Here is a 26,958-nt window from a genome sequence, read left to right as displayed (position 1 = left end):
AACGCCATGACGCCCGGCCGGTGCTTCCGCCCACGCTCCCTATGGCCCATCCCCTCAGGCGCAGGAGCGACAGCATGACGGCATCACCCACCCGCGTACTCCTTCACAGCCGCGTTGGCGTACCCGACCCCGTTGCCGCGTTCGCCTACCTCAGACGGCTTCCCGGCATGGGCAAGGACGCCGTCCGGCATGCCGTCACGGAGTTGGAGTCGTTCGCCGGTCGGCGGGGCTTCGGTCTGGCCGGCATCCACTTTGAGCGGCACCCCAGTGAGCGGCAGGACACCTGGAGGGAACTCATCACGAGTTGTCGTTCGGAGGGAGTTGCCACGGTGCTGGTGCCCAGTGCCCGGCACTTCCACCATGACCCCGTGGTGGCGGCCCTCATGCGGGAAGAGCTGGCAGAGAAGATCAGGGGCACAGTGTTCATCGCCACCACGACGCTCGGCGGGGCGAGCCATGACGGCTGAGCGCTACATCAGCACCCTGGAACTTGACGCCAGCGCCGAGGCCACGCCGTGGGCCAGGCGCCACGTGCGCGATGTGCTGAGTGCCTGGCAGGTCACCGTCGAACACATCGACACTGCTGAACTGGCCGTCTGCGAACTGGTCTCCAACGCCGTTCAACACGTCGCGCCCGACGCACCGGACGCCCGAGTCACCCTGACGCTTCGCCACGACGAGTCACAGCTCATCGCCGAAGTATCCGACCCCAGCGACCACCCGCCCGTTCCCAGCACCGCGACGTCCAAGGACGCCGAAAGCGGCCGGGGGCTGTTCATCGTGGGCGAGATCTCAAAAGAGTGGGACTACTACCTCCTGCCCACCGGCGGCAAAGTCGTCTGGTGCGTCATCGCGCTGGGGTGACGCCGATGACCGCATCCAAGCGGCGGCGTCCACGCAAGCTGCACCACGAACCGGCGGCGGTGACGTGGGCACGCGAAAAAAGCGGGCTCACCAAACGGGCGCTTGCCCAGGCGATCGGCATCTCCGAGCAGCTCATGAGTGAAATCGAATCCGGGTGGCGGAACGCCACGCCTGCCAACTTGGCGAAGATAGCCGACGTGTTGAACTGCCCGGTAGTAGTGCTGGAGCGGAAGCAGCAGCAATAGCCGTTAACCCGGGACGCAGGAGTGGGGCCGGCCCGGGGGTGCAGGTCCCCGGGCCGGCTGCTTGGTCGGCCGGTGGGTGGGGGCGGGGCCGGCCGGGGCCCCGGTTCAACCGCTCAAGGGCTCAGCGGTTCAACGGGTGAGCGCATGCGGGTCAGCGCACGTCGACGACGAACTGGGTGGAGGCGTGGGCGCCGTGGTAGTCCACGGTCGCGGTGACGGTCGCCACGCCGGGGCCGGTGGTGCGCAGGGTGTCGGAGGCGGTGGCCGCGACGACGGAGGGGCGGTTGCTGGTGTAGTGGACGCGCATGCCGGGCGGCAGGGGGGTGTTGGAGCCGGCGTTGATGTAGCCGTAGAGGGAGTCGTCGTTCATCGCCACGGTCAGCTGCGGGTCGACGGTGGTGCCGGCCGGGAAGAAGACCCGCTGGGAGATGCCCTGGGCGCTGTCGCCGGCCGCGGCCGGGCGGGCGGTCAGGGTCGCCGGGGTGGGCGTGAGGGCGCCGGTGACGTGGACGAACGTCTGGGCCTGGACGTCGGTGTCGGCGCTGGAGGTGGCGAGCTGGATGCCGTAGCGGCCGTCGTCGACCTGGTAGCGGTTCGCCTGGTCGCTGAAGAACGCCAGGTCGGGGACGTGCACGGTGAAGGTCACGTGGGTGGTCCGATGCGGGCGCAGGTGGACCTTGGTGAAGCCCTCCAGGCGCTTGAGGGGGCGCTGCAGCGCGGCGGGCGCGTCGGGGGTGGTGACGTAGATCTGGGCGACCTCGTCACCGGCGGCAGGTCCGGTATTGGTGACCTGCGCGCCGATGCGCAGCGTGCCGTCCGCGGTCAGATGGCGGGAGTCGACCTGGAGGTGGGAGAAGCGGAAGCCGGTGTAGCTCAGGCCGTAGCCGAAGGGGTAGGTCACCGGCCCGGAGTAATACATGTAGGTGCGGCCGGAGTCGGTGGCGGTCGGCCTGATCGTGTAGTCGCCGATGGCGGGCAGCTTGTTGACGTCCGCGTACCACGTGAACGGCAGCCGGCCGCTGGGGTTGTACGCGCCCAGCACGACGTCGGCCAGGGATTCGCCCTTGCGCTGCCCGTTGTAGGAGCTCCACAGCATCGCCGGGACCTGGTCGGCGAAGGAGCCGACGTCGACCTGGCCGAGGGTCTCCATGTAGACGACGGTGCGGGGGTTGGCGGCGGCGACCTGGCTGATCAGGGACGCCTGCGCGCCGGGCAGGGCCAGGGAGGTACGGTCCTTGCTCTCGTCCGCGGTGCTCGCGTCGGTGCCGGCGTAGACGATCACCGCGTTGTAGCCGGCGGCGGCCTTGACCGCGGCGGCATCGACGGAGGCCGGGGTGCCGGGGGCGGCGGGGGTGACGCCGGGGTAGTAGTCGACGGTGGCCTGCGGGTCGATCCGCTGGATCGCGCTCTTCAGGCCCTGGTAGCCGTTGACCTCGTTCGCCACGCCGGCCGGGCCCTGGTTGCTGGAGTAGCCGCCCAGGTACATCGAGGAGGGGTTGGCGTAGGTGCCGTAGACGGCGACCTTGAAGGCGCCGGTGGCGGGCACCTTCAGCGGCAGCAGCGACGAGGCGGCGCCGTCCGCGCCCTGCACGGGGCTGTTCTTGAGCAGCACGATGCTCTGGTCGCCGGCCTGGCGGGCCATCGCCAGCCGGGCCGGGGTCTGGGTGACCGCTGCGTTGGCGTCGGAGTTCACCCAGGTGCCCGGGGCCAGGCGGGCCCTGGCGGCGGCCACCCACGGCACGGTGGCCTCGTCGTCGAACTCCCCGGTCCGGATGCGGGCGGTGAACAGCCGCACCAGCGAGGTGTCCACGTCGTTCTCGTTGTACACGCCGGTCTGGGTGCGGATGCCCTGGGCCACGGCGGTGGGGATGGCGTTCGCGTAGTTCGAGCCGTCGTGGTAGCCCTGGTTGCAGTCCAGGTCCTCGCCCGCGGAGTTGGCGTACGCGGTGCGGCCGACCGCGTCCAGCGGCGCCGAGGCCCCGGGCGGCTGCCAGTGGTGGCCGGCCTGGATCTCGTAGACCGCGTCGCAGTCGGAGGTGAAGTATCCCTGGAACCCGAAGGTCTCGCGGGCCAGTTCGTCGATCAGGTGGACGTTGGCGGCCGCGGGCACGCCGTTGATCTCGTTGTACGAGCTCATGATCGCGGCCGGGCCGCTGGTCTTGACCAGGTCGCGGAACTGCGCCGTGTAGTACTCGCGCAGGGTCCGCTCGTCCATGTCGGAGGAGCCGGTGAGCCGGTTGCCCTCGCTGTTGTTCGCGGCGAAGTGCTTGATCGTCGGCAGCGTCTTGAGGTAGCCGCCCGAGGCGGGCGACATCGCGCCGGCGGGGGTCTTGCCCTCCATGCCGTCGACGTACTGGGAGGCGATCGAGGCCGTCAGCAGCGGGTCCTCGCCGAACGTCTCGTCGTTGCGGCCCCAGCGCGGGTCGCGGGCCAGGTTCACGGTGGGTGAGTAGAAGCTCAGGTCCAGGCTGTTGCCGCGCACGACCTCGCGGGCCTCGTCCGAGATCATCCCGGCTTCCTTGTACATCAGGGCCGGGTTCCAGGTGGACCCCATGGACAGGTCCACCGGGTAGGACGTGGTGTCGGTGAGCACCGGCGGGTTGCCGCCGTTGTTGGTCTGCTCCCTGGCCACCCCGTGCGCGGCCTCGTTCCACCACCCGTAGGCGGCGATCCCCAGCCGCGGGATCGCCGCGGCCTGGCTGCTGTTCATCTGCGCGGCCTTCTCCTGCAGCGTCAGCCGCGAGACCAGGTCGGCGGCGCGCTCCTGCGGGGAGTAGTGCGGGTCCAGGTAGACCGGCGTGGCGTCGGCGGCCGTGCCGGCGTTCGCCGCGGCCTTCGCGGTCGCCGCGGCGGTGCCGGCGGCCGGCGCCGCGAAGGCCCCGGCCGACAGGGCCCAGCTCGCGGCCACACCGATGACAACGACGACGGGCCAGGCCCGCGATCTCGTTCTCACGTAGCTCTCTCCGATCCGCGCCCGCACAGCGCGGCGACACCAGGTGCCGGCCGCGCTGCCGTCGCTGGAGGTCAGGTGTCAGCCGACGACGGTAAGCCGCACGTAAATCAGGGTCAAGGAGCAACTGTGCTTCTTTCAAAGCCTACTTACTCCGCGAGCCGGAGTAACCGCGGGGTAACCGGCGCCAGGAGGCGGTCAGTAGGCTGGGCTGCGTGGGGAACGCGCCCGGGTCGCTGGAGAGTCTGCGCCGCACCAACCGGCTGCGGGTGCTGCAGACGGTGCAAAGCCGCGGGGCGGCCAGCCGCGCGGACATCGTCCGGCTGACCGGGCTGTCGCGCACCACGGTCTCCAGCCTGGTCGCCGACCTCCTCGCCGAGGACCTGCTGGTGGAACGCACCGACCAGCAGCCGCTGCCGGTCTCCCCCAACGGCGGGCGCCCGGCCACCCTGCTGACCCTCAACCCCGGCTCGGGCGGCTACCTCGGCGTCCACTTCGGGCACGACAGCGTCCGGGTCGCCGTCGCCGACCTCTCGTGCACCGTCCTGGCCGAGGAACAGCGCGACGTGGCCGTCGACGAGCACGTCCGCGACTCCTTCGGCTACGCCCACCGGGCCGCGCTGCGGCTGCTGGAACAGCTGGACCTGCCGGCCTCGCGCATGGTCGGCCTGGGCGTGGCCGTCTCCGCGCCGGTCCGGCACGGCTCGGGCACCCTCGCCTCCCCCTCCCCCCTCAAGGGCTGGGACGACGTGGACGTGGCAGGCGAATGGCACCGCCGCCTTCACCTGCCGGTCCACGTGGGCAACGACGCCAACCTCGGCGCGGTCGCGGAATGGATGTTCGGCGCCGGGCGGGGCGTGGACGACTTCGTGTACGTGATGCTCTCCGACGGCGTCGGCTCCGGAATCATCCTCAAAGGGCAGGTCCACGAGGGCGCCACCGGCACCGCCGGGGAACTGGGGCACGTCGTGGTCGCCCCGGACGGCTACGTGTGCCGCTGCGGCAACCGCGGCTGCCTGGAGACCGTCGCCGGCGGCCGCGCCCTGGCCCTGGCCCTGTCCCAGGCCAGGGGGCCGGACACCACCCTGGACGACGTCCTGCGGCTGACCGCCGCCGGCGATGTCGGCGCCCTGCGCGCCGTGGAGGACGCCGGCCGCGCCGTCGGTCACGCGCTGTCGGGCCTGTGCACCATGCTCGACCCCCGCCTGATCGTCGTCGGCGGCCGCACCGGCACCGCCGGCGAACCCCTCCTGGAAGGAATCCGCGCCACCCTCGCACGGGAGCTGTCCCCGCCCCTGAACCGCTCGGTCCGCGTCGTGCCCGGCGCCCTGGGCACCCGCGCCGAAGTCCTGGGCGCGATCGCCTTGGCCCACCGCGAAACCCCCGCCCACGTCCTGCCCGGCGCCACGCCGGCCGGGGCGCTCCCGGGGGCCGTCCCCGGGGCGGTACGGGAGCACGCCCGCTGAACCGGGGCACTGTCAGTGGCGGAGGCTACGGTCATCTCGTGTCGCCAAGGACCGCCGGACGCAGGCTCCTTGGGGCCGGCACCCGGCCTTTTCCGGCCGTGTGACGGTATGACCACCTGACCGTTCGCCGTACTTCCGTGACCTTCTTGAAGGGGACAGCCGTGTCCGCTGACGCCGCCACCGCCTCCGTCTCGTCGACGTATCTGGAGCTGTCCGAGGAGGGCGGGGGCTCGCACAAGTTCTACGAGGTGGTGCGGGCCGGGACCGAGGTGACGGTCACCTTCGGGCGGATCGGCGAGCCGGGGCAGACCAGGACCACCACGTACCCGGACGTGCGCAAGGCGGAGGCCGAGGCGGCCAAGAAGATCGGCGCGAAGGTCCGCAAGGGGTACGCCCCTGCCGTGCGCGGGGTGCGCAAGCGGCGGCCGGTGACGCGGCGGGAGATCGTCAGCCGGCGCTCCACCGCCGAGCAGGCGCCGCTGCTGTGGCGGTTCCGCTCCGGGGCGGCCGCGTTCGGGATCTTCGTGGACGACGACCACGTGTGGGTGGGCAACCAGGCCGGCGACGTGTTCACCCTCGCCCACGACGGGCGGGTCACCGGCCGGTTCGGGCTGCCCGACGGCGTCAAGTGCATCGTCGCCGACGACTTCTGGATCTACGCCGGCTGCGACGACGGGCGGGTGTACGACCTGAGCGGCAAGGTCCCGCACGTGGCGTACGAGATAGCCGAGGACGTCGACATCTTCTGGCTCGACATCCACGACGGCGTCCTGGGCGTCTCCGACGCCCGGGGCGGGGTGACCACCGTGGACCACGAGGACGAGTTCCAGTGGCGCCGCACCGGCAGCGGCACCCACGCCTGGATGGTGCGCTGCGACGACGAGGGCGTCTACCACGGCGACTCCCACGGGGTGGCCATGTACGGCGCCCGCGACGGCGCGCCGCGCTGGTCCGCCGCCACCCACGGCCAGGTCCTGTTCGGCTGGCAGGAACCCGGCGAGGTCTTCGCCGGCACCTCCCGCGGCGTCGTGCACCGCCTGGCCAAGGCCGACGGCTCCGAGCGCGCCCGCTACCGCTGCGACGCCGCGGTCTTCTCCTGCGCCACCTCCCCCGACGGCCGCTACGTCTTCGCCGGCGACAACTGCTCCTCGGTGTACTGCTTCACCGCCGACGGCACCCGCCTGTGGAAGCTGGCCACCGGCTGCGGCTCGGCCTACTCCATGCAGTACCGCGACGAGCGGCTCTACCTGGTCACCACCGACGGGTCGCTGGCCTGCATCGACGCCACCGAGACCGCGGTGCGCCAGGCCCGGGCCGGGCAGCGGCCCGACACCGCCGACATCAAGGCCACCGGCTGGCAGCGGGTGGAGCCCGCCCCGGTGGTCGAGACCGTGGCGGCCGCCGACGCCATGAACGCGGTGAGCACCGTCCACGTAACAGGGGCCGGGGCCGGGGCCGGGGCGGGCGGGGTGATCGTCGAGTGCTACCAGGAGGGGGCCCGTACCCGGGTGCGGGTCCTGACCCCCGGTTACGACCCGGCCTGGCACGTGCAGTTCCCCAAGGACATCCGCGTGGCCGGCGCCCGTTATCTGGTAACCGAGCTCCACCCCGCCACCCGCGGCGCCTTCTACCGCACCCGCGGCGACATCAAGCGCCTGCGCTGACCGGCGAAGGCGGACAACACGCCGGGGCCGGGCGCGCCGGGGATGGGGTCAGGGGGTGCGGACCCAGGCGGAGTTGTGGGCGGTGAAGCCGATGTGCGGGTAGTAGGCGGTCGCGGCCGGGGCGGACAGCAGGACGATCTTGGCGTCGGGGGCCTGCTTGGCGGTGGCGTCGATCAGGGCGCGGCCGATGCCGGAGCGCTGGTGGGAGGCGGCGACCGCGATGTCGGACAGGTAGGTGACGTAGGAGAAGTCCGAGACGCTGCGGGCGATGCCGATCAGGGTGCCGTCCTGGTCGCGGGCGACCAGGATCAGGTTGGCGTGGCGGATCATCTGCGCCATCCGTTCCCGGTCCTGGATGGGGCGGCGCTCGCCCAGGCCGGAGGAGCGGTAGACCGCAAGGACCTCGTCCAGGTCCAGGTCCGCGCCGTCGGCACGGTCAATCGTCCAGGTCACGGAGATTCTCCAATCGGGCGCGGATCACGTCGTGGTTGGTCAGGAAACGCTGCGGGGTCAGGTCCCCCAGGTCGATGCCGTCCTTGGCGAGCGAGGCGGAGAAGTGCTCGCCGGTGGCGATCGTACGGTTGGCGGCGGCCTGCACGCCCCGGTAGGCCGCCTCGCGTTCCATGCCCGTGCCCAGCAGTTCGGCCAGCACCGAGGAACTGTAGATCAGGCCGTCGGTGTGGTCGATGTGCGCGCGCATCCGGTCCGGGTGCACCGTCAGCCGCGCGACCAGGTCGGCCGCCGCGGTGGCCTGGAAGTGGCCGACCGACAGTGCGTCGGGCAGCACGACCCGCTCCACCGACTGGTGGGCCAGGTCGCGTTCGTGCCACAGCGCCACGTTCTCCAGGCCGGCGGTGGCGTAGCCGCGCAGCAGCCGGGCAAGACCGGCCAGGCGCTCGCTGGTGGTGGGGTTGCGCTTGTGCGGCATGGCGCTGGAGCCCTGGTAGGCGCCGGTGCGCGGCTCCTCCACCTCGCGGACCTCGGTGCGCTGCAACAGCCGCATCTCCAGGGCGATCTGCTCCACGCACGCCCCCAGCAGCGCCACCGCCTGCAGCAGCTGCGCGTGCCGGTCGCGGGCGACCACCTGGCTGGGGGCCGGCTCGATGCCCAGCCCCAGCGCCTGGCACACGTGCGCCTCGACGAACGGGTCGATCAGGCCGTAGGTGCCCACCGAACCGGAGACGGTGCCCACCGCGACCGCCTCACGGGCTGCCGCCAGCCGTCCCAGGGAACGCTCCACCGCGAACGCGTGCCCGGCCAGCTTGTGGCCGAAGGTGGTCGGCTCGGCGTGAATGCCGTGGGTACGGCCGACCATCACCGTGTCCCAGTGCTCCAGCGCCCGCTCCACCAGCACCCGCCGCAGCCGCCGCGCCGCACCCGACAGCAGGTCCGTCGCCCGGCCCAGGGTGTGACCCAAGGCGGTGTCGACCAGGTCGTAGCTGGTCATGCCCAGATGCACCCACGCCGCCGAGGACTCGGGCATGTCCTCGCAGAACGCGGCCAGGAACGACAGGACCTCGTGGTCGCGTTCCTTCTCGATCTCCGCGACCCGCGCGGGCAGCGGCACTTTCGCCCGCCGCATGTCCTTGACGGCTTCCTCGGGCACCCGCCCGAGCCGTACCTGTGCCTCGGAGGCCAGGATCTCCACCCGGACCCAGGTCGCGTAACGGTTCTGGTCGGAGAACAGCTCGGCCATCTCGGGCAGCGTATAGCGAGGGATCATGACACAGCCTTCGGGTCGTCAGGTCGTCAGGTCGTCAGGTCGTCAAGGCATCGGGGCATCGGGGCATCGGGGCATCGGGGCATCGGGGCAGTACGAGGCCGGTCGGGGCCGGTCGGGGCCGGTCGGGGCCGGTCGGGACATCGGGGCCGGTCGGGGTGTCAGTACGCGCCGAAGTACTCGCGGTGCTCCCATTGGGTGACCTGGCCCGGGGCGGGCGGGGTGTGGGTGCACCAGGCCTCGTAGCGGGCCAGTTCGCTCTCCTTGAGCTTGGCCAGGCAGGCCGCCAGCGGTTCGCCCAGCAACCGGCCGGCGCGGCCGGCGCGGAAGGCGGCCAGCGACTCGCGCAGCGACTGCGGCACCAGGTCCGCGTCCGGCGCGCCGCCGGCGGTGGTGGCGGTGGTCTCGGCGGGTGCGGCGCCGGTGGTCAGGCCGTCCAGGCCGGCGAAGAGCTGGGCGGCGATGTTCAGGTAGGGGTTGGCGCAGGGTTCGCCCATGCGGTTCTCGATGTGGGCGCCGGCGCCGGTGCCGACCACGCGCAGCAGGGCGCTGCGATCCTCCACGCGCCAGCCGATGCGGGTGGGGGCCAGGGTGTGCTGGGCGTCAAGGCGCCGGTAGCCGTTGACGGTGGGCACCGACAGCACGAACAGGTCCCGTACCCAGGCCAGCAGGCCGTCGGCGTAGGCCTTGCTGTCGGGCGACACGCCACCGGAGGGGCCCTCGGCGGCGAAGATGTTGCGGCCGGTGGCGGTCTCGGTGACGGACTGGTTCAGGTGCCAGCCGCTGGGGTCGGCGGCCGGCAGGGCGGGCTGGGACATGAACGAGGCGTGGTGGCCGCGCCGCGCGCAGAACTGCTTGGCGTAGGTGCGGAAGAGCAGCATCGCGTCGGCGGCGTCCAGGGCCGCCATGGGGCTGAAGGTGGTCTCGACCTGGCCGGGCCCGGATTCGTGCTCCATGGAGCGCAGCGGCAGCCCGAGCTGGAGCAGGTGCAGCGCCAGCGGGTCGGTCAGGGGGGCGATCGTGTCGTAGTGGGCGTCGAGGTTGAACTGGTAGCCGGCGTTGACGGCGGCCACCCGGGGCGCCTGGCCCTGCAGGCCGAAGCCGTTGCCGGCGTTGCCCGGCTCGTCGTCCAGACGCCGGGTCAGGTACCACTCGACCTCCAGGCCCACCGCCGGGGCAAGTCCCCGCTCCTGGTAGCCGGCCAGGACGCGCCGCAGCACCGCGCGGGAGGACAGCGGATGCGCACTGCCGTCGCGCAGGTACTCGTCGGCGATCACCCACGCGGTGCGGGGGGCGTCGCCGGGCAGCAGCTGGAAGGTCAGCGGGTCGGGGACGGCGATGAAGTTCCCGGCGCCGGTGATCTCGTCGACGCCGACCCCGGGGTCGGTGCCCAGGAAGTCCACCGCGACCGCGTGGCCGGTGTCGAACAGGAACGGGCCGGGGCTGAAGTTCATGCCGTTGCGCAGCACGGCGGCGAACGCCTGGGCGGTCAGGGTCTTGGAGCGGGCCAGGCCGTGCGGGTCGCCGAAGGCCACCCGCACCAGGTCGACGCCCGACAGGGCGGCCTCGACGCGTTCGGCGGCGGCCAGTTGTGCGTCGTCCCACAGGCCGTGGTCGGCGACGAAGGAGGGACGCCCGACGCTGCCCTGCGCGGACAGGGAGGTCCAGGACCTGGTGTACATGGCTCAGGGCGTCCTTTCGCCGGGGAGTACGGGAACGGTGGCCGCCGCGGCCGTCACGGTGTGCAGGGCCGGGGCGGGGGGCGGGGGCGGCAGCGGGCCCAGGTCGGCCTGCAGGCGGTGGGCGGCGGCCAGGACCAGGTCGTCCTCGCCGACCGGGCCGACCAGCTGCACGCCGGCGGGCAGGCCGGCGCGGGTCAGGCCGGCGGGCACCGACACCGCGGGCTGCCCGCTCATGTTGAACGGGTACGCGGCCGGCGCCCACGACAGCCACAGCAGGTCACGGGGGTCGGCGGCCCAGTGGGGGCCGATGGCGTCCGCGGCGAACGGCTCGATCGGCACGGTGGCCATCGCCAGCAGGTCGTAGCGGTCCATCAGGGCGCGCAGTTCGGCCCGCAACTGTTGCCGTACCTCTTCGGCGCGCATGACGTCGGCGCCGCTGAGGGTACGGCCGTAGCGGACGATCTCCAGGCGGCCCGGGTCGCACCACTGCTCGGCCTGCGGCGGGGTGCCGGCGGCCTCGGCGGCGGCCAGGATGTCCACCAGCGCCGGATACAGGCCGGCGCAGGTGATCGCCGTGTCCTCCACCCGGTGGCCGGCCGCGGCCAGCGCCTGGCGGGCCCGGCCGGCCAGGCGGGCGATCTGCGGTGCGGTGCCCTCGAAGTCGATCCAGCCCACGCGCAGGGTCCGGCCGTCGCGGGGCCGGTCCAAGGACCCCAGGGCGGAGTCGGGGTCGGCCGGGTGCGGGCCGGCCGCGGCCTGCGCGATCAGCGCCGCATCGGCCACCGTAGCCGTCAGCGGGCCCTGGTGGGCCAGGCGGTCCACGCTGTTCGGGGCGTACGGCAGCCGCCCGTAGGAGGGCTTGTAGCCCACGACCCCGCAAAAGGCGGCGGGGATACGGATGGAGCCGGCGCCGTCGGTGCCCAGCGAGGCCTGGCACAGCCCGGTGGCCACCGCTGCGGCCCCGCCGCCGGTGGAACCCCCGGCGCTCAGCGCCGGATCGTAGGGGTTGCGGGTGGGCGGGGTGACCCGGGAGAGGGTCGAGGCGCTCCAGCCGTACTCCGACGTGGTGGTCTTGCCGACCACGATCGCGCCGGCCGCGCGCAGCCGGGCCACGGCCGGCGCGTCGGCGCGGGCCCGGTCGTTGCGGGCCAGCGAACCGCGCCGGGTGGGCAGGTCCTGGGTCTGCAGCAGGTCCTTGACCGAGACAGTCACGCCCAGCAGCGGCATGTCCCGCCAGGCGTCGGCGCCCAGTTCCCGGATACGGGCGTCGGCCTTCTCCGCCGCGGCCAGCGCCTCCTCCCCCGCGACCGCGACGAACGCGCCGAGGCGGTCCTGCTCACCGATCGCGGTGAGCGTGGCCTGCACGTGCTCGGCCACGCTCAGCTCCCCCTCGATCAGGCGCCGGCGGGTGGCGGCGATCCCGCCGCCGGGTTCGTCACCCACGGCGGGCCTGCCCGGAGGACGCGGCGCCGGAAGCCGCAGGGGCGGAGGTGTCGCGGGTGGGGGTGTCGCGGGTGGGGGTGCCGGTGACGGTCCGCCAGTGCCAGGCGGAGTCGAACGCGGTGACCTCCACGCTCTGCCCGGCGGCGGCAAGGGCGGCTGCGGCGCCGGTGGCGGCCGCGAGGAACGCCGAGACGCGGTGGGCGGCCAGCAGGTCCTGTTCGGTGAACGGCGGGCCCTCGCAGCGCAGCAGCCGCAGGTCGATGAAGCCGTTGAAGCGCCGCCCGTCGACGGTGACGGCCTGCGGGGAGCGGATGGAGAACCGCACCTTGTTGTTGACGTGCCCGTGGTGGTGCTGGTCGGAGTGGAAGGCGATGTCGGGGATGGTGGGCGGCACGAAGTGGTCGCGGGCGATCACGGCCTCGTCCCGGGGCAGGTTGCCGGGCACGAAGTGCCAGGAGTTGTACTGCATCCGCGAGGACATCGCCCAGGCGGTGTCGGCGACCGCGGGCAGCGAGTCACCGAAGTGGGCGGCCGCGCCGGGACCGGGCACCACGCAGCAGAAGTAGCGGGTGATGTCCCACTCGCAGATCCGCGCCCACTGCTTGGCGCGCAGCGCGCTGATCAGCTCCGGCAGGAACCGCATGCCGCGGCTCATCGCGAAGTCCGCGGCGAACGTGGTGGCGGCCGCGGCCACGGTGGCGTGCACCAGGGCCTCCAGGCCCGTGCCGTACGCGCCGTGCGGGCGGGCCAGCCAGCCCGCGTCCGCGGCAAGGCCGGTGGCGAGCTCGTCCAAGGTGGTGCCGGTCAGCGGCAGGTCTCGGCGCAGGGCGGCGGCGATCGCCTCCTGCGCGGCGCGTGCCGGGTCGCCGGCCGGGGCCGCGACCCGCTCGATCTTGTGCATCAGGGCGCCGTGGATCTCGCGGTAGAGCTGCGCGGAGCCGCCCACGGCGGTGCGGTGCTCGCGCAACGCGGCGGCCAGGGCGTGCAGGTCGGCCACCCGCGCGCTGCGGGCGGCGCGGATCGCGGGGGCGGGCAGGACCGCGGTGTAGCCGCAGCGGACCCGCTCCAGCATGAACGCGACGTGGTCGACGGTCAGCTGGGTGCCGTTGGCCTCCTCCACCCGGCCGAAGCCGGCCGAGGCGATCAGCAGCGTCAGGCACACCAGCAGCTGCACGTCGTTGTCCGACCACAGCTCCAGCGGCACCCCCTGCAGGCTGCTGAGCGCGCAGTCGGGGTGGCCGGGCCACAGGGTCTTGCCGGTCAGGGTGTTCTGCTCGCGGAAGTTCGTGTACTGGTTGTGCTCCTGGTAGAGCACGAACGGCGCGGTGCGCAGCGCGGCTTCCTTGGCCTGCTCCAGCAGCGCGTCACGGCCGTCGGCGCCCTGCCCGGCCAGCCAGTTCCGGCAGTCGGCGACGGTGTCGGCCAGGCGGGCCGCGGCCCGGGACATCTCCCGCTGATACGCCCGCAGATCCGCCCGCGACCACGGCACCCGCAGCACCCCGCCGGCCAGCCTTGAGCGCGGCAGCGGCCCCTGCGCGGGGGTGCGCAGCACGATCCGGCCGCTGGTGGTCAGGGCCAGCTCACCGACGAACACCGGCTCCCCGTCGTCCCCCTCGTCCCCCTCGTCCACGCCGTCCCCGTCACCGGAGACGGCGCTACCGGCGCTGTGGGTGCCGTACGTGCCGGGGGGTTCGGTGGTGTCCTGGTCGCGCCAGGTCAGGCCGAACAGGGCTTTGACGGCCGCTTCGTCGCTGGTGCTCAGGGCGCGCAGCTGGACGTCGGCGGGCACGTGTCCGTCCAGGGTGAGCAGGGCCTTGATCGCGGCGTGCAGGTCGCCGGCCTGTTCGGCGGCCTGCCAGGCCCGGCCCAGCAGGCCGGGGAAGCCCGCGTCGGCCGGGCGTACGTGGTCGGGTTCGGCGGTCACGCCGGCGGGCACGCCCAGCCTGCTGGGGCGGCGGCTGACGCGCTTGCGGGCGTTGGCGGCGCGGCGGGACTCGCCGCGTTCGGCGGAACCGGCAGAGGTCGTCATCGGGCTCCCCCGGCGGTCAGTTCGATGTGGTTCCACACGGACTCGCCGGTCGGCGTCCAGTCCTCGTCGAGGTAGATGCAGTCGACCGGGCATTCCAGGACGCACGCCGGGCAGCCCGAGCACAGCTCGGGGATGATCACGACATCCAGGCCGATGTCGAAGATGGCACCGAACTCCTCCGGGCAACTGCGCAGGCACGTGTCGCAGGTGATGCACTCGGAGGTCTCGATACGGCGCGGCGGTTTCTTCCAGTTCTCGCCGCGGGTGCGCTCGGCGATCCGCTGGGCCCGCCCGGACGGGGCGGACGGCGCGGCCGAAGCGGTGTCGTTCACGGCGTCTTCCACGGCGTCTTTCACGGCCTCTTTCACGGGCACTGACCCCTTTTGACGTCTTCTCGGCCACAGCCGGCAACCGGATGTGTCCGATTGTCACGGGGCGTTCTCGACCGGGACCGCAGCGTCGGTCGGGCAGCGATCGGGCAACGGTCGAGAACGCCACGGCGGTACGTCCGCGCAGGTCAAACGGCCCGCCCGGGTCGGGCCGGGCGGCCCGTCCGCGCGGATCAAGTCGGCCGTCCCACCGGCCGGACGGGGTGTCAGGCCGGGGCGGGGGCGAGCCCGGCCAGGGACAGCAGCAGCGGCTTGACGGCGGTGGCCGGGATACGGCCGGTCACCGCGGCGGGCGCCGAGCACAGCAGCACCGGGCCGTCCTCGTCGCGGGCGGGCAGCAGGCCGTGGCTGCCGCGTACCGGCGCCGGGTCCAGCGGCACCACCGCCATGCGGTAGCGCAGGCCGAGTTTCTTGCGGGCCAGGGCGCCGGCCGCGCGCAGCTTCACGTACGGGTCGCCGGGGTCCAGGAACAGTTCGGCCGGGTCGTAGCCGGGTTTGCGGTGGATCTCCACCAGGGGCGCGAAGTCCGGGGCGCGGGCGTCGTCGAGCCAGTAGTAGTAGGTGAACCAGGCGTCCGGGTCGGCCAGGGCGACCAGGTCGCCGGCGCGGGGGTGGTCCAGGCCGTGGCGTTTGCGGCCGCCGGCGTCCAGGAGTTCGGCCACGCCCGGCAGGTCCTGAAGCACCTGCCGGGTACGGGGCAGGTCCTCGGGGCGGTGCACGTAGACGTGGGCGATCTGGTGGTCGGCGACGGCGAAGGCGCGGGAGGCGTGCGGGTCGAGGTATTCCATGCCGCCTTGGGTGTGGACCTGGAGCAGGCCGGCGCGGCGCAGGGCGCGGTTGATGTCGACCGGCCGGGTCACGCCGGTGATGCCGTACTCCGACAGGGCCACCACGGTGCGGCCCTGCTCGCGGGCGTCGGCCAGCAGCGGGGCCAGCACGGCGTCCAGGGCGGCAGCGGCGGCGGCCGCGCGCGGGTCGTCGGGTCCGTAGCGCTGCAGGTCGTAGTCCAGGTGCGGCAGGTAGACCAGGGTCAGGTCGGGGTCGCGGGTGGTCATCACGTGCCGCGCGGCGTCGGTGATCCACCGGGAGGAGGGCAGGCCGGCACCCGGGCCCCAGTAGCTGAACAGCGGGAAGGTGCCCAGGGATTGCTCGAGTTCGTCGTGCAGGGCCGCGGGGCGGGTGTAGCAGTCGGGTTCCTTGCGGCCGTCGGCGTAGTAGACCGGGCGGGGGGTGACGGTCCAGTCGACATCGGCGCCCATCGCGTACCACCAGCAGATGTTGGCGACGCTGTAGCCGGGGTGGGCGCGGCGGGCGGCGTCCCAGATCCGGTCGCCCTCGATCAGGCGGTGGCTCTGCCGCCACAGCAGGACCTCGCCCAGGTCGCGGAAGTACCAGCCGTTGCCGACGATGCCGTGCCCGGCCGGCTGCGTGCCGGTGAGGAAGGTGGCCTGCACCGAGCAGGTGAGCGCGGGCAGCACCGTGTCCAGGGCCGCGGAGGAGCCCGCGGCGGCAAGGGAGCGCAGGGTGGGCATGTGGGCGAGCAGCCGCGGGGTCAGGCCGACGACGTCCAGGACCAGCAGCGGGGCGGGGCCGCCGCTTCGGACAGGGCCGCTTCGGGTGGGGCCGCTCATGTCTCCTCCTTCAGGCCGTGGCCGGTGAGCAGGTCGCGGACCAAGGCGAGTTCGGCGGCGATGCCGTCGGCCAGGCCGGACCGGCCGTCGGGCCGCAGCGAGGGCGGCAGGGCCTGCCAGGTGTAGGTCTCCACCTCCAGGTGCCGGGTCAGCGGGGCGGGGCCGGCGACCATGGCGGCCAGCGCCTCCTTCAGGACGGGCAGGGTGGAGGTCAGGGGCGCGGCCGGGGCGGCGTGCAGGGGCACGTGGAAGTGGGAGCGCCACGGCGTGCTGCGGGGCAGCGCCGGGGTGTCGAGGGCCGGGCCGAGGTCGTCGGTGCCGAGCAGCCCGGCCCGGGTGCGGGCCCGGGTCTGGTGCAGGAACCGCGGCTCGTCGAAGGCCGCCAGCGCCTCGCGTACGGCGGGGTCGGCGGGGTCGCCCGCGTGCAGGGCCGCGGACAGCTGGGCCTTGACCACGCCGATGCCCGCCCCGGTCAGCGCGTCCAGGGCGGGGCGGGGTTCCTCGAAGGAGGTGGCCAGGTGGCAGGTGTCCACGCAGACCCCGATCCGGTCCGGGGCCAGGCCGCGCAGCGCGGCGATGGCGTCCGCGGTGGTCTCCACGGCGCAGCCGGGCTCGGGTTCCAGGGCGACCCGGATCTGCCGGCCGGTCTCGCCGGCGAGGTCGTCCAGGCGGCCGGCCAGCGTGGCAAGGGCGGTGCGGGCGCAGGCGGCGGCCTCGGGTCCGTGAGCGGTGCGCCAGGCCAGCGGGAGGGTGGAGATGGTGCCCTGCCCGGCGTCCTCGGGCAGCAGGGCCGCCAGGATCCGGGCCAGGGCCAGGGTGTACTCCAGGCGTTCCGGTTCGCTCCAGTCGGGCCGGTAGACGCGGTATTTCACCTCGGCCTGGCCGAAGCCCTGGTAGGGGAAGCCGTTGAGGGTGACGACCTCCAGGCCGCGCCGCCCCAGCTCCCTACGCAGCGCGTCCAGGGCGCGGCGGTCACGGTCCAGGGCGGCGGCGGCCGGCCGGGACAGCCACAGCCCGATGCCCAGCTGCTCGACGCCCAGCCGGTGGCGCACCGGCTCGCAGTAGGCGGCCAGTTGCGCGGTGACCTCCTGGAGGGTTTCCCCGGGGTGGACGTTGGTGCAGTACGCGAGGTGGACGAGGGAGCCGTCCGGGTGTCGGAAGCGCATGGCGGATCAGCTCCCCACCGGGGCGGGGACGTCGGGGGCGCCGGGGGTGCCGCGCAGGATCGAGTTGCCCTCGAAGGTGGCACCGGCGGCGGGCGTGTCCAGGCGCAGGCGGCCGCTTTGGGCGTAGAAGGCGACGGGGTTGCGCCACAGGACCAGGTCGACGTCGTCCTCGCCGAAGCCGGACCGCAGCATCGCCTCGCCGACCTTGGCCGTTTTCAGCGGGTCGCTGCGGCCCCAGTCGGCGGCGGAGTTGACCAGCACCTTTTCCGGGCCGTAGGCGCGCAGCACCTCGACCATGCGGGCCTCGTCCATCTTGGTGTCCGGGTAGACCGAAAAGCCCAGCCACGCGCCGGAGTCCTTGGCCTCGCGCACGGTCGTCTCGTTCAGGTGGTCCAGCAGCACCCGCTCCGGGTCCAGGGCGCAGGCGCGCACCATCTGCACGGTGCGGCGCAGGCCCTGGAGCTTGTCGCGGTGCGGGGTGTGCACCAGCGCGGGCAGGCCGTGGTCGGCGGCGAGCTGGAGCTGCGCCTCCAAGGCGGCGTCCTCGGCCGGCGTCATGGAGTCGTAGCCGATCTCGCCGACCGCGACGACCTGGTCCTTGAGCAGGTAGCGGGGCAGCTCGGCCAGCACCGGGGTGCAGCGCGGGTCGTTGGCCTCCTTCGGGTTCAGCGCCAGCGTGCAGTGGTGCGCGATGCCGTACTGGGCGGCGCGGAAGGGCTCCCAGCCCAGCAGCGCGTCGAAGTAGTCGGTGAAGGACTGCGGCGAGGTCCGCGGCTGCCCCAGCCAGAACGAGGGCTCCACCACCGCCCGCACCCCGGCGGCGTGCATCGCCTCGTAGTCGTCGGTCGTACGCGAGGTCATGTGGATGTGCGGGTCGAAGATACGCACCGTCAGGGCTCCTCGGTCAGGGCGAGCACACGGGTCAGGTCGTGGGGCACCGGCCGGCCGGCGGCGGTGCGTTCGGCGGCGTAGGCGCGCAGCATCCGGCCCAGCTCGCCGTCCCCGCGCGCCCGCGCCGAAAGCCCCGCCACCGCCGCCACCGGCACCCCGGTGAACAGGCACTTGAGCACCCCGTGCCGCCAGGCGTGCGCGGGCAGGTGCGCCGCGGCGTACGGGCCCAGCGCCGCGGCCACCAGGCTGGTGTCGTTGGTGCGCAGCGCGTCCTCCACCAGCGCCAGCCCCTCGGCCGCGGCCGGCTCCAGGCGGCCCAGCGCCAGCAGCACCGCCCGCCGCTCGGCCGCCGTGCCCTGCCGGTACAGCGCGGTCAGGTCCGCGACGCCGGGCCGGGCGGCGGCCAGCAGTTCCACCCGGGCGGCATCGGCGTGACCCGGGCCGCAGCGGCGCCCGGCCTCGGCGAACCGTATCTGCCAGGTGCCGCCCGGGTCGGCTTCGGCTTGTGCGGCTCGGGCGGCTTCGGTGAGGGCGTCGGCGAGCCAGGCCCGGGCGGGCCCGTCCAGGCCGGGCGGAAGACCGGGGGCGCCGGTATCGGCAGGGGTGTCGTGCCGGGCGGGCACGGTGGTCATGACATGCCTCCAGTGCGCTGCTCGCGCAGGAATCGCAGGGAGTGCGCGGCCAGTTCGGGGCCGGCGTGGGAGTGGCGGGGCAGTTCGACGACGGTCAGCCCGCGGTAGCCGCTGTGCGCCAGGGCGTCGAGCACCGGGGGGAAGTCGATCTCGCCGTCGCCGAAGGGCAGGTGCTCGTGGACACCGCGGCGCATGTCCTCGATCTGCACGTGCCGCAGCCAGGGCGCGGCCTGGCGTACGCACTCCTGGGGCGGGTCGTCCTCCAGGCACTGGCAGTGCCCGATGTCCAGGGTCAGGCCCAAGGCGGCGGGGTCGCCGAGTTGTTCGCGCAAGGAGTGGAAGTCGGCCAGGCGGGCCAGCAGATGGCCGGGCTCGGGCTCGATGGCCAGCGGCACGCCGGCCTGGTCGGCGGCGTCCAGGACCGGGCCGAGCGCTTCGATGAGCCGCTTCCATCCGCTCCCGGGGTCGGTGCCGGCCGGCAGGATCCCGCTGAACAGGTGCACGGCGTGCGCCCCGAGATCGGCGGCGATCCGTACCGCCTTCTCCAGCAGCCGCACGCGCGCGGTACGGGCGTCCTCGTCGGGGTCCAGCAGGCTCGGGCCGTGCTTGCGGCGCGGATCGAGCACGTACCGGGCGCCGGTCTCCACCGTCACCGCCAGCCCCAGCTCCCCCAGCCGCCGCCCCACGCGCGCGGTGCGTGCGGCAAGACCGGGCCCGACCGGGTCCAGGTGCATGTGATCCAGCGTCAGCCCCACCCCCTCGTACCCGAGATCGGCCAGCAGCCCCAGGGCGTCCTCGAGCCGCAGGTCGGTCAGCCCGTTGGTGCCGTATCCCAGGCGCAGCCCGCTGCCGGGGGCCGCGGTGCGTGTGGCGCTCATGCCGGGCTCACGCTCCCTCCGGGGCGAGCGGCCCGGCTGGGGGCCGGCCTGCGGTGACTGCGGTCGCGGGTCAGGTCGTCGGTGCCGCGGCCGGGACGCGTTGGGCCGCACAGGAGTTGGCGGCTCGCAGCACTACGAGGTCCGCCGCCCGAACCGGCCCGCAGGCCCGGTCGGTCCGGGGCCGCCGACGGCCGCCGGCCGGTCGGGCCGTCACCGGCGCCGCGGCCCGCGCGGACCGCGCGATCAGCCGCTTGGCCGTGGGTGCTGCTCACGTGGTGCTCACCTTCTTCGCCGCGCGGGCGGCCAGGGGGGTCAGGGTGGCGGTCAGGGCGCCCGTGGCGGGGGCGCCGGCGCGGGCGATCAGGGCGCTCTGGAGGGCGATGACGGCGCGGATGCCGGCGCCGACGGCCCGTTGGGTCAGGGCCGGTGAGGGGTTGAGGGCGGCGTGCGCGAGGGGGCGGGCGACGGTGGCGGCGTAGGCGGTGGCCGTCGCGGCGCGCACCAGGTCGGCCGGGCCTGCGGCGCGGGGGCCGGGGGGCAGCAGGGTGCGGCCGGCCAGGGCCGCGGAGACCGCTCCGGTGGCGGCCAGGGCGGCCAGCGGGGCGGCGGTGGAGCCGCCCTCGGCCTCGCGGCGGGAGACCAGGGTGACGGCGTAGGTGTGGCCGCCCAGGACCGCGGCGGGGGCCAGCGCGGGGCGGGCCGGGCCGCCGGTGGCGGCGGCGCCCATCAGCAGGTCCAGGAAGCGGGCGGCGGCCATGGCGGCGGGCCCGGCCGGGGTGTGCTTCAGCTTCAGGTCGTACGCCCACACGCTCGCCGCCAGCGGCACCGCGACGTTGAGTGTCCTGCGGTCGGCGCGGGCGGCCAGGGCCAGGCCCGCGGCTGTCAGGGCGCCGGCCGCGGCAAGGGCGTGACCTGGCCGGATACGGCCGGAGGGCAGCGGCCGGTGCGGGCGGGCGACCGCGTCCTCCTCCCGGTCGGCCCAGTCGTTCAGCGCCATGCCGGCCTCGTACAGGCACAGCGAGGCCCCCACCGCCAGCGCGGTCCGCCCGCCCGGGCGCCTTCCGGTGGCCGCGGCGCCGGCCAGCGCGTCGCCGGGCACGGTCAACACCGCGGGCAGCCGCAACAGTTCCGCCCAGGCGCGCAGTGTCCCCGTACCGCTCACCGCCCCTCCCCTTCCCCCGGTGCCGGGCTCGCCAGGCGGTCGGCGAAGGCGAGCAGGGCCGCGTACTGCTCGGCCAGGGAGGACGTGGCGCCGTCGGGGTCCTTGAAGTAGAAGCCGAGTTCGGGGCGGGGACCGGACAGGCCGCGTTCCAGGGCGCGGGCGGTCAGCCGGACCAGGTCCAGCACCAGCGGCGCGGCCAGGGCCGAGTCGCAGCCCTGCCAGATCGTCTGCAGCACCATCCGGGTGCCCAGGAACCCGTCGAAGACCACGTGGTCCCACGCGGTCTTCCAGTCCCCCAGCGCCGGGACCTCGTCGATGTGGACCTCGCCCTCGGGCACGGTCCCCAGATTGTCCGCCAGCACCCGCGCTTTCCCTGCGTTCTTGGCGGCCGCCGCGGCGGGGTCGGCCAGCGCGGCGCCGTCCCCGCCGCCGAGCAGGTTGGTCCCGGACCAGGCCCGTACCGCAAGGGCCCGCTGCCGGAACATCGGCGCGAGGACCGCCCGCAGCAGGGTCTGCCCGGTCTTGCCGTCCCGCCCGGCGTACGGCAGCCCCGACGCGGCGGCCTGCTGCGCGAGTTCGGGCAGGTGCATGCCGGTGGACGGGGTGAAGTTGACGTAGCCGCAGCCCGCGCGCAGGGCCGCGGCCGCGTACAGCGAACTGGCCGGCCACACGCCCGCGGCCGGTAGCGGTTCGGTGGAGGCGACGTTGACCACCACCGTGCGGGCGACCCCGGTGCTTTCGGTGAACTCCCGCATGTCGGCGGCGAATGCCTCGATCAGCTCGGTCCGGGAACGCCCGTCGCCGGGCAGCGGCCCGCCGGGGCGGATCCGGGCCTCGGCCGCGGCCAGTTCGGCGGTCACCGCCGCGGGCAGCCAGTGCGGCAGCACCCCCTGGGCGGCCAGTTCCTCGGCCCGCTTGGGCAGCGGCGTACCGGCGGTGTCGTGGCCGCCGAACACCAGCGAGGGCAGGGCCGGCAGGCCGCTTGCGGCGAATTCCTCGGTCTCGGTCACCAGGCCGGTCGGCGGCTGAAGTCCGGCCGCGAGCGCCGCACAGCCCGCGACCGCCGTGGTGGCGACCGAGCCGCGGGCCCCGATCAGCCACACGCCGGTCCGGCCCCCGGCCGCGGAAGAATTGGTGTGGTGGGACACGGGCAGCCTCCTGAACATCCATAACCCCCATGCGAACACCGGTCAGCATGCCGAGCACGGCCCCCCGCGGCCCCGGTTCTCCGCCCGCCGTCAAGCGCCTGCCGAGCCGTCCCCCACCCCGGCCCCACCCGCCTCCCACCGCGTGGCGCCCACCCAGCGGGTCCGCTCCGCGGGGGTGGTTGCCTGTGTGCGGCGCGAGCCCGGTCCGGCCCGCACCCGGCGCGGCGGCCCGGGCGGGCGGGGGAACGGGGGGCCGGGGATACGGACGGGCGGGCGTACGGAGGGGGTACGGACGGGCGAGCGGGGTACCGGGGAGGCGGGCTACCGGGGGGGTGTTACGCGCGTCGGCCCCGTTCCACCGCCTGTTCGCGGTAGTAGGTGCGCCAGATCAGCCGGTGCACCCGCGTCCAGCGCGGCAGGGACCGCACGCCGGGAATGAACGGCACCAGCATCAGGCCCAGGCTGAGCAGGGCCATCACAGCCCAGATCAGGGCGTCGGCGTTGCCGGAGGACTTGAAGGGCTCGATCTGGTACCAGAAGGTGTAGAGCCACAGCCACGCCTGGCCGGGGTAGTTGCCCGTCTCGTTCATCATCCCCCACTGGTCGCCCTTGAGGTGCTGGGCACGTGCCAGGGACTCCAGGTGGGAGCCGTCGGACAGGAAGAGCAGCGGGCGGGTGTAGTCGGTCTGGTAGAACGTGCCCTGTGCCTGGAGCTGGCCGTCCAGGGCGCCGGCGCGGGCCAGTTCCCGCAGGCGTGCGACCAGGACGGGTACGGGGCCGAAGTCGCCCCGTGCCGGGGCGGCGCCGTTGGCCTTGGCCAGGGCGTCGGAGTAGGCCGAGGTCCATGCCCGTTGCCGGGCCGGGGCGGCGGCCGTCCAGGTGGTCAGGGCCGCGGTGACGGCGGGCGGTTCGGGGGCCTGGCGCAGGGGGCGCAGCACGAAGTCGTTCGCGGTGTCGACCCGGATGCGGACCCCCGCGGCGTTCTGCAGGCTCACGGGGCCGATCTTTTGTGCCGCGTCCGGTGTGTGGTTGTACGGCGGCCCGTAGGTGGCTGTGGTGCTGGTGCCGCCGAGTTCGGTCACGGCGGTCGCCGTGAAGTCGGTCCCGTCGGCGCGTGCCCAGGAGGCCAGGGTCACCGGCTTGACGTCGGGCGAGGAGAACACGGCGGCCAGGCCCACGGTCAGCAGCGCGACCACGGCCGACGCGATCGTGAACTCTTTGAGCAGGTCGTACGTCCTGGTGGGGAAGGCGGCCGGGTCCGGGGCGGACGGACGGCGGTGGCGCCGCTTCATCCCGCCGCTTCCCGCGTGGCCGCCGGCGCGGGAGGGGTGGCGGGAGGGGTGGTGGCGTCGATCGGCGGCACGATTCCGCGCAGCCGCACCAGCAGGACGTGCCAGGCCGTCAGCGCGCCGAGGGCGAAGGGCAGCAGGAGGATGTGCCACATCAGCATCTGGCCGAAGTCCAGTACGTTGAAGAACGCGCCGATGCCGACCGAGTTGAGGCCGTCCTTGGCCTGGCCGGCGATCCACTGGGAGTCGAAGTTCTGCTGGACCAGGTAGCCGGTGAACGCGGTGCCGATCGCCACCAGGAAGCACACGACGCCGGTGACCCAGGTCAGTGCCCGCCGGCCCCGCCAGGCGGCCATGAAGAACTTGCCCCACAGATGGACGACCATGAAGAACATGAACAGCTCGACGCTCCACAGGTGCAGGCTGTTCACGTATCTGCCGGTCCCCGACACGTGCCACCACGCGGGCCCCTTCAGCGCCAGCACACCGCCGCTGACCAGGACGATCATCAGGGCGGCCAGGGTGAGCACGCCGAAGACGTAGATCCACGAGGCCATGTACGCGGGCTGGGCGTCCGGCAGCAGCTTGTCCGGTGGCAGTGCCCGCGTCGCCCGCCGCCGCAGCGCCCCGGTCCAGCCCCCGCCGGCCGCCCCTTCTCCGCTCATCCCCGGCCCCGGCCCTGACCCCGGCCCCGGGGGAAGGGCAGGAGCAGGGCCGCGACGAAAACGACCAGCATGAGCCCGATGACCACCAGGTTGGCGACGGACAGCTGCACCACGCCCCAGTGCACGTAGTGCCCGGTGCCGCCCAGATCGACGGGCGCGGCGACGAACCGTACGGCCCCTTCTTCGACGGAGTGCGGGTGTCCCGCCATGAGGCGACTCCTCTCGGCTGTCAGCGGCCAAGATCAAGTAGAACGCCTCGCGGGACGTCCGGCCGCCCGGCATGCCCGGGCCATGAGCCGAACGGCTCAATCCGGAGTGGGCGGGGTCGAGGGGTGCGGGGTTCGGAGGGGGCGGGGTGGGGACGTGAGCGCGCCCCGGGCTCCGGCCCGGGACCGGGTACCGTTCTGGTGTCGATGCAGAACGGAGACGAATATGCCCCCGCACATCGAGGAACTCACGGGCAGGCGCATCGCTCGTGCGCGCAAAGTGCGTAAGTTGACGCAGCGGGAACTGTCCGATCTCTCCCACGTTTCGTACAGCACTTTGACGAAGGTGGAGCAGGGTGCCATGCCCGCGAGTCCTTCCGTTATCGGCGCGCTTGCCAGGGCCTTGTCGGTGCCGGTCACAGAACTCACGGGACAGCCCTACCTGGAGGAGTTGCGGCAGGATCAGTTGGACGGGTTGATCCAGCCGATCCGGGAGGCGCTGAACATCTACGACCTCGGGCCGGATCCGGATGTGACGCCGCGCCCGACGCAGGAGTTGGAAGCTCACGCGGAGGAACTGTGCGCTGGGGTGCGGGCCACCGACATCAAGCAGGTGGCGACCGTTCTTCCCGGTCTGATTCACGAGGCCACGGCAACGGCGTACATGAGCCCGAGCGATCGGCACTGGCGATTGCTGGCCAGTACGTATCGGACCGCGTACGACGTGACGACGAAACTGGGTTTCTACGATCTGTGCACGGTGGCGCTGGACCGGATGGACTGGGCGGCACAGCGTGCCTCCGACCCTGTCCTGGGCGGCATGCGCCAGTATCTGCGGGCGCTGGCGTACCTGCGGGCCAGTGACTATCGGACCGGCAAGCGGCTCATCGGGCTGGGGATGTCCACGCTGGAGCAGGCCGAGGCCGGCCGGGTGCGTGATGTGGTCACCGGCCAACTGCACCTGGGAGCCGCGGTGCTGGCCGGCAGGGACCGGGACAGGGACTCGGCGGAAGGGTATCTGGGCGAAGCCCGGCGCATCGCCGAGCGCACCGGCCCGGCCGAGCGGGTGCACTGGCTTTCGTTCGGGCCGACGAACGTCGGTGCACACCGGGTGAGCGTCCTGGCGGAACTGGATCTGTATCCCGAGGCCGTGCAGGCGGCTCAGGAGATGGCCATTTCGAACGACTGGCCGCCTTCCCGGCTGGCGCACCACCACGCCGAGGTGGCCTGGGCCCAGATGTGGACGGGGAATACCGAGGCCTCGTTCAAAAGCCTGCGGGAGGCGCGCAAACTTGCCCCGCAGCAGACCCGCTACCACCCCATTGTGCGGGAGACCTACGCAGGACTCGAATCGGCCAAGCGCCGAATGCCGGAATCGTTCAGCAATTACGGTTCGTGGCTCGGCGCATGACATGACGTGGAGTCAAGCATTGGCCGGGGCTATCAGTGAGCACTGATAGTTCCGGCCTTCACATGTCGGCACGCTAAAGCCAGTAATGGACCCCCGCGACCGTGCGACCGGTCCGGGGGCGTGGCCAACGCTTCAGAGGAACGCTGACATGCACGAGTTTATCCGCCGCCCCTTCGGGTTCCCGGGGGTGGCGTGATGATCCCTGGTACGCCGCAGGCTCTGGCTGAGGATCGTCCGGTTGTCGAGAGAACGTGGCCGCCCGCTCCCCGCTCGGTGGGCGGGGCGCGGCGTTTCCTCGCCGATCACCTCTGCGCCTGGGGGCTGTCGCACCTGACGGACACGGCCGGACTGGTCGTATCCGAGCTGGTCACCAATGCCGTGGCCCATGCGCACCCCCCGTACGGGCATCTGGTCTTCACGCGGTTCGAGCGGCTGGAGTGCGGGGTGCGGATCGAGGTGCACGACTCCAGCGACAGCAAGCCGGAGCTGCGGGAGGCGCCCGACGACGAGGAGTCCGGGCGTGGCCTGCTGCTGGTGGACGTGCTGACCGGAGGGCACTGGGGGATCGGCGACCGGAACGGGCCCGGGAAAGCCGTCTGGGCCATCTGCGCTGATGACGGTACCGACCCTGCTGTTGATGCCGCTGCGGGGGTGCTCCGGTGACCCCAACGGCCAAGGCCCGTAGCTGGGCTGTCACGACCACCAGCGGGCTGACCGTACGCGACCACCTGCCGGACTGGGCCGACAGCGACCCCAGCCGGGACGGGGTGCGGCCCGAACACCTCGATGCCGTGCTGGCCGATGTGGTCCTCGAAACCGACACGGGCGGCCTGATCCTGCCGGTCGTCCACGGCCAGGACCCCGCCGAGCAGGCCGCCGTCCTGGCCGTCACCCTCACCTGCAAACCGTTCGGGCAGAGCGACGAGCCCCGCATCCCGGTCGCCGACGTGCAACTCGTGGACGACTTCTGGCTCAAGGGCCTGGACCCGCAGGGGATAACGGACTTCGGCCAGCGCCTGCGCACCCTGGGCCATGCGCTCATCCATCAGGTGGGCCCCGCCCTGGAGGCGGCACGCGCCGACTGGTCCCGCCACCACCCCACACCCGCAGCGGACACAGCCGGGACGGCAGCGGACGTCGCGGCGACCGGCCGGGTCCGGTCGGCGCCCCGCGTTCTGCGCCAGGAACCGCAGGCCGTGACCTGGGCCCGCGAGAAAGCGGGGCTGACCAAGCGGGCCCTCGCCCAGCGGGTCGGGATCTCGGAACAGCTCATGAACGAGATCGAGTCCGGTTGGAGAAGCGCGACCCCCGCCGTCCTGCCCCGGATCGCCGAGGCCCTGAACTGCCCCGTGGTGGCGCTGGAACGAAAACGCACCGACACCGTCACCGCACCGCGGGACTGATCAATTGCGGGCCTGTCCGTGGCG

General features: G+C 73.4%; 25 protein-coding genes. 8 read left to right on the top strand and 17 right to left on the bottom strand.

Features of this window, described 5'->3' with window-relative positions:
• The first annotated feature begins 74 nt into the window (after window positions 1-74).
• The 3 genes from ITX44_RS18415 to ITX44_RS18405 are packed head-to-tail and all read left to right on the top strand — an operon-like array spanning window position 75 to window position 1,109.
• Window positions 75-467, top strand: coding sequence for a hypothetical protein (locus ITX44_RS18415; protein ID WP_205358365.1), 393 nt, complete (start codon window positions 75-77; stop codon window positions 465-467).
• Window positions 457-864 (top strand): ATP-binding protein, encoded by a 408-nt coding sequence (locus ITX44_RS18410; RefSeq protein WP_205358364.1) that lies wholly within the window; start codon window positions 457-459, stop codon window positions 862-864. The genes ITX44_RS18415 and ITX44_RS18410 overlap by 11 nt, the downstream gene beginning before the upstream one ends.
• Window positions 865-869: 5 nt before the next feature.
• The gene (locus ITX44_RS18405) at window positions 870-1,109 is read left to right on the top strand and encodes a helix-turn-helix domain-containing protein (RefSeq protein WP_205358363.1); all 240 of its coding nucleotides are present in this window, start codon (window positions 870-872) and stop codon (window positions 1,107-1,109) included.
• A 151-nt stretch (window positions 1,110-1,260) separates the two neighbouring features.
• Here the strand turns inward: ITX44_RS18405 and ITX44_RS18400 are convergent, their stop codons facing one another.
• A complete protein-coding gene (locus ITX44_RS18400) occupies window positions 1,261-4,062 on the bottom strand; it encodes a glycoside hydrolase family 3 C-terminal domain-containing protein (protein WP_205358362.1) in 2,802 nt (933 codons plus the stop codon).
• 212 nt (window positions 4,063-4,274) lie between these two features.
• Between ITX44_RS18400 and ITX44_RS18395 the strand changes: the two genes are divergently transcribed.
• Entirely contained in the window at window positions 4,275-5,525 is a 1,251-nt protein-coding gene (locus ITX44_RS18395; protein WP_205358361.1) for an ROK family transcriptional regulator, read from the top strand.
• A gap of 161 nt (window positions 5,526-5,686) precedes the next feature.
• Entirely contained in the window at window positions 5,687-7,189 is a 1,503-nt protein-coding gene (locus ITX44_RS18390) for a WGR domain-containing protein (RefSeq protein ID WP_205358360.1), read from the top strand.
• Window positions 7,190-7,237: 48 nt separating this feature from the next.
• Here ITX44_RS18390 and ITX44_RS18385 read toward each other — a convergent pair whose 3' ends face one another.
• The 16 genes from ITX44_RS18385 to ITX44_RS18310 form a co-directional block, all read right to left on the bottom strand.
• Window positions 7,238-7,642, bottom strand: coding sequence for a GNAT family N-acetyltransferase (locus ITX44_RS18385; protein ID WP_205358359.1), 405 nt, complete (start codon window positions 7,640-7,642; stop codon window positions 7,238-7,240).
• Entirely contained in the window at window positions 7,626-8,912 is a 1,287-nt protein-coding gene (gene purB / locus ITX44_RS18380; RefSeq protein WP_205358358.1) for an adenylosuccinate lyase, read from the bottom strand. Before purB ends, ITX44_RS18385 begins: the two co-directional genes overlap by 17 nt.
• A 158-nt stretch (window positions 8,913-9,070) precedes the next feature.
• Complete coding sequence (locus ITX44_RS18375) at window positions 9,071-10,591, bottom strand: type I glutamate--ammonia ligase (protein ID WP_205358357.1); 1,521 nt, start codon at window positions 10,589-10,591, stop codon at window positions 9,071-9,073.
• A gap of 3 nt (window positions 10,592-10,594) precedes the next feature.
• Window positions 10,595-12,034: an amidase gene (locus ITX44_RS18370; RefSeq protein WP_205358356.1), complete on the bottom strand. Its 1,440-nt coding sequence runs from the start codon at window positions 12,032-12,034 to the stop codon at window positions 10,595-10,597.
• Entirely contained in the window at window positions 12,027-14,063 is a 2,037-nt protein-coding gene (locus ITX44_RS18365) for a hypothetical protein (protein WP_205358355.1), read from the bottom strand. Before ITX44_RS18365 ends, ITX44_RS18370 begins: the two co-directional genes overlap by 8 nt.
• Window positions 14,060-14,395: a 4Fe-4S dicluster-binding protein gene (locus ITX44_RS18360; RefSeq protein WP_205358354.1), complete on the bottom strand. Its 336-nt coding sequence runs from the start codon at window positions 14,393-14,395 to the stop codon at window positions 14,060-14,062. Before ITX44_RS18360 ends, ITX44_RS18365 begins: the two co-directional genes overlap by 4 nt.
• Before the next feature lie 263 nt (window positions 14,396-14,658).
• On the bottom strand, window positions 14,659-16,083 hold the full coding sequence (locus ITX44_RS18355; protein WP_205358353.1) for an alkaline phosphatase family protein: 1,425 nt from the start codon (window positions 16,081-16,083) through the stop codon (window positions 14,659-14,661).
• The gene (eboE, locus tag ITX44_RS18350; protein WP_205358352.1) at window positions 16,080-17,249 is read right to left on the bottom strand and encodes a metabolite traffic protein EboE; all 1,170 of its coding nucleotides are present in this window, start codon (window positions 17,247-17,249) and stop codon (window positions 16,080-16,082) included. The genes ITX44_RS18355 and eboE overlap by 4 nt, the downstream gene beginning before the upstream one ends.
• Window positions 17,250-17,255: 6 nt before the next feature.
• Entirely contained in the window at window positions 17,256-18,137 is an 882-nt protein-coding gene (locus tag ITX44_RS18345) for a TatD family hydrolase (protein WP_205358351.1), read from the bottom strand.
• Window positions 18,138-18,139: 2 nt separating this feature from the next.
• Window positions 18,140-18,772, bottom strand: a complete 633-nt coding sequence (locus ITX44_RS18340; protein WP_205358350.1) for an EboA domain-containing protein — start codon at window positions 18,770-18,772, stop codon at window positions 18,140-18,142.
• On the bottom strand, window positions 18,769-19,650 hold the full coding sequence (locus tag ITX44_RS18335; protein WP_205358349.1) for a sugar phosphate isomerase/epimerase family protein: 882 nt from the start codon (window positions 19,648-19,650) through the stop codon (window positions 18,769-18,771). The genes ITX44_RS18340 and ITX44_RS18335 overlap by 4 nt, the downstream gene beginning before the upstream one ends.
• 268 nt (window positions 19,651-19,918) lie before the next feature.
• On the bottom strand, window positions 19,919-20,812 hold the full coding sequence (locus tag ITX44_RS18330; RefSeq protein WP_205358348.1) for an SCO3242 family prenyltransferase: 894 nt from the start codon (window positions 20,810-20,812) through the stop codon (window positions 19,919-19,921).
• Window positions 20,809-21,960: an inositol-3-phosphate synthase gene (locus tag ITX44_RS18325; RefSeq protein WP_307795342.1), complete on the bottom strand. Its 1,152-nt coding sequence runs from the start codon at window positions 21,958-21,960 to the stop codon at window positions 20,809-20,811. Before ITX44_RS18325 ends, ITX44_RS18330 begins: the two co-directional genes overlap by 4 nt.
• Before the next feature lie 335 nt (window positions 21,961-22,295).
• A complete protein-coding gene (locus tag ITX44_RS18320) occupies window positions 22,296-23,252 on the bottom strand; it encodes a hypothetical protein (protein ID WP_205358346.1) in 957 nt (318 codons plus the stop codon).
• On the bottom strand, window positions 23,249-23,914 hold the full coding sequence (locus ITX44_RS18315) for a cytochrome b N-terminal domain-containing protein (protein WP_205358345.1): 666 nt from the start codon (window positions 23,912-23,914) through the stop codon (window positions 23,249-23,251). Before ITX44_RS18315 ends, ITX44_RS18320 begins: the two co-directional genes overlap by 4 nt.
• Window positions 23,911-24,123: a hypothetical protein gene (locus tag ITX44_RS18310; RefSeq protein ID WP_205358344.1), complete on the bottom strand. Its 213-nt coding sequence runs from the start codon at window positions 24,121-24,123 to the stop codon at window positions 23,911-23,913. The genes ITX44_RS18315 and ITX44_RS18310 overlap by 4 nt, the downstream gene beginning before the upstream one ends.
• Before the next feature lie 223 nt (window positions 24,124-24,346).
• On the opposite strand from ITX44_RS18310, the gene ITX44_RS18305 reads away from it, so the two are divergent.
• From ITX44_RS18305 to ITX44_RS42645, 3 genes are all read left to right on the top strand, one after another.
• Window positions 24,347-25,531, top strand: a complete 1,185-nt coding sequence (locus tag ITX44_RS18305) for a helix-turn-helix domain-containing protein (protein ID WP_205358343.1) — start codon at window positions 24,347-24,349, stop codon at window positions 25,529-25,531.
• 195 nt (window positions 25,532-25,726) lie between these two features.
• Window positions 25,727-26,194 carry an ATP-binding protein gene (locus tag ITX44_RS18300; RefSeq protein ID WP_205358342.1) on the top strand — a complete coding sequence of 156 codons (468 nt, stop codon included), beginning with the start codon at window positions 25,727-25,729 and terminating at the stop codon, window positions 26,192-26,194.
• The gene (locus ITX44_RS42645) at window positions 26,191-26,934 is read left to right on the top strand and encodes a helix-turn-helix domain-containing protein (RefSeq protein ID WP_307795341.1); all 744 of its coding nucleotides are present in this window, start codon (window positions 26,191-26,193) and stop codon (window positions 26,932-26,934) included. The genes ITX44_RS18300 and ITX44_RS42645 overlap by 4 nt, the downstream gene beginning before the upstream one ends.
• The last annotated feature ends 24 nt before the right edge of the window (window positions 26,935-26,958 follow it).

It is taken from the genome of Actinacidiphila acididurans (assembly GCF_016918855.1).
GTDB lineage: Bacteria > Actinomycetota > Actinomycetes > Streptomycetales > Streptomycetaceae > Actinacidiphila > Actinacidiphila acididurans.
This window is presented reverse-complemented; position numbering and strand designations above follow the sequence as displayed.

What these genes read in the sequence shown, in the direction of transcription:
- ITX44_RS18415 (WP_205358365.1), top strand. Translation starts at nt 75, where the DNA reads ATGACGGCATCACCCACCCGCGTACTCCTTCACAGCCGCGTTGGCGTA.
- ITX44_RS18410 (WP_205358364.1), top strand. Translation starts at nt 457, where the DNA reads ATGACGGCTGAGCGCTACATCAGCACCCTGGAACTTGACGCCAGCGCC.
- ITX44_RS18405 (WP_205358363.1), top strand. Translation starts at nt 870, where the DNA reads ATGACCGCATCCAAGCGGCGGCGTCCACGCAAGCTGCACCACGAACCG.
- purB (WP_205358358.1), bottom strand. Translation starts at nt 8,912, where the DNA reads ATGATCCCTCGCTATACGCTGCCCGAGATGGCCGAGCTGTTCTCCGAC.
- ITX44_RS18375 (WP_205358357.1), bottom strand. Translation starts at nt 10,591, where the DNA reads ATGTACACCAGGTCCTGGACCTCCCTGTCCGCGCAGGGCAGCGTCGGG.
- ITX44_RS18365 (WP_205358355.1), bottom strand. Translation starts at nt 14,063, where the DNA reads ATGACGACCTCTGCCGGTTCCGCCGAACGCGGCGAGTCCCGCCGCGCC.
- ITX44_RS18355 (WP_205358353.1), bottom strand. Translation starts at nt 16,083, where the DNA reads ATGAGCGGCCCCACCCGAAGCGGCCCTGTCCGAAGCGGCGGCCCCGCC.
- eboE (WP_205358352.1), bottom strand. Translation starts at nt 17,249, where the DNA reads ATGCGCTTCCGACACCCGGACGGCTCCCTCGTCCACCTCGCGTACTGC.
- ITX44_RS18340 (WP_205358350.1), bottom strand. Translation starts at nt 18,772, where the DNA reads ATGACCACCGTGCCCGCCCGGCACGACACCCCTGCCGATACCGGCGCC.
- ITX44_RS18335 (WP_205358349.1), bottom strand. Translation starts at nt 19,650, where the DNA reads ATGAGCGCCACACGCACCGCGGCCCCCGGCAGCGGGCTGCGCCTGGGA.
- ITX44_RS18320 (WP_205358346.1), bottom strand. Translation starts at nt 23,252, where the DNA reads ATGAAGCGGCGCCACCGCCGTCCGTCCGCCCCGGACCCGGCCGCCTTC.
- ITX44_RS18315 (WP_205358345.1), bottom strand. Translation starts at nt 23,914, where the DNA reads ATGAGCGGAGAAGGGGCGGCCGGCGGGGGCTGGACCGGGGCGCTGCGG.
- ITX44_RS18310 (WP_205358344.1), bottom strand. Translation starts at nt 24,123, where the DNA reads ATGGCGGGACACCCGCACTCCGTCGAAGAAGGGGCCGTACGGTTCGTC.
- ITX44_RS18305 (WP_205358343.1), top strand. Translation starts at nt 24,347, where the DNA reads ATGCCCCCGCACATCGAGGAACTCACGGGCAGGCGCATCGCTCGTGCG.
- ITX44_RS18300 (WP_205358342.1), top strand. Translation starts at nt 25,727, where the DNA reads ATGATCCCTGGTACGCCGCAGGCTCTGGCTGAGGATCGTCCGGTTGTC.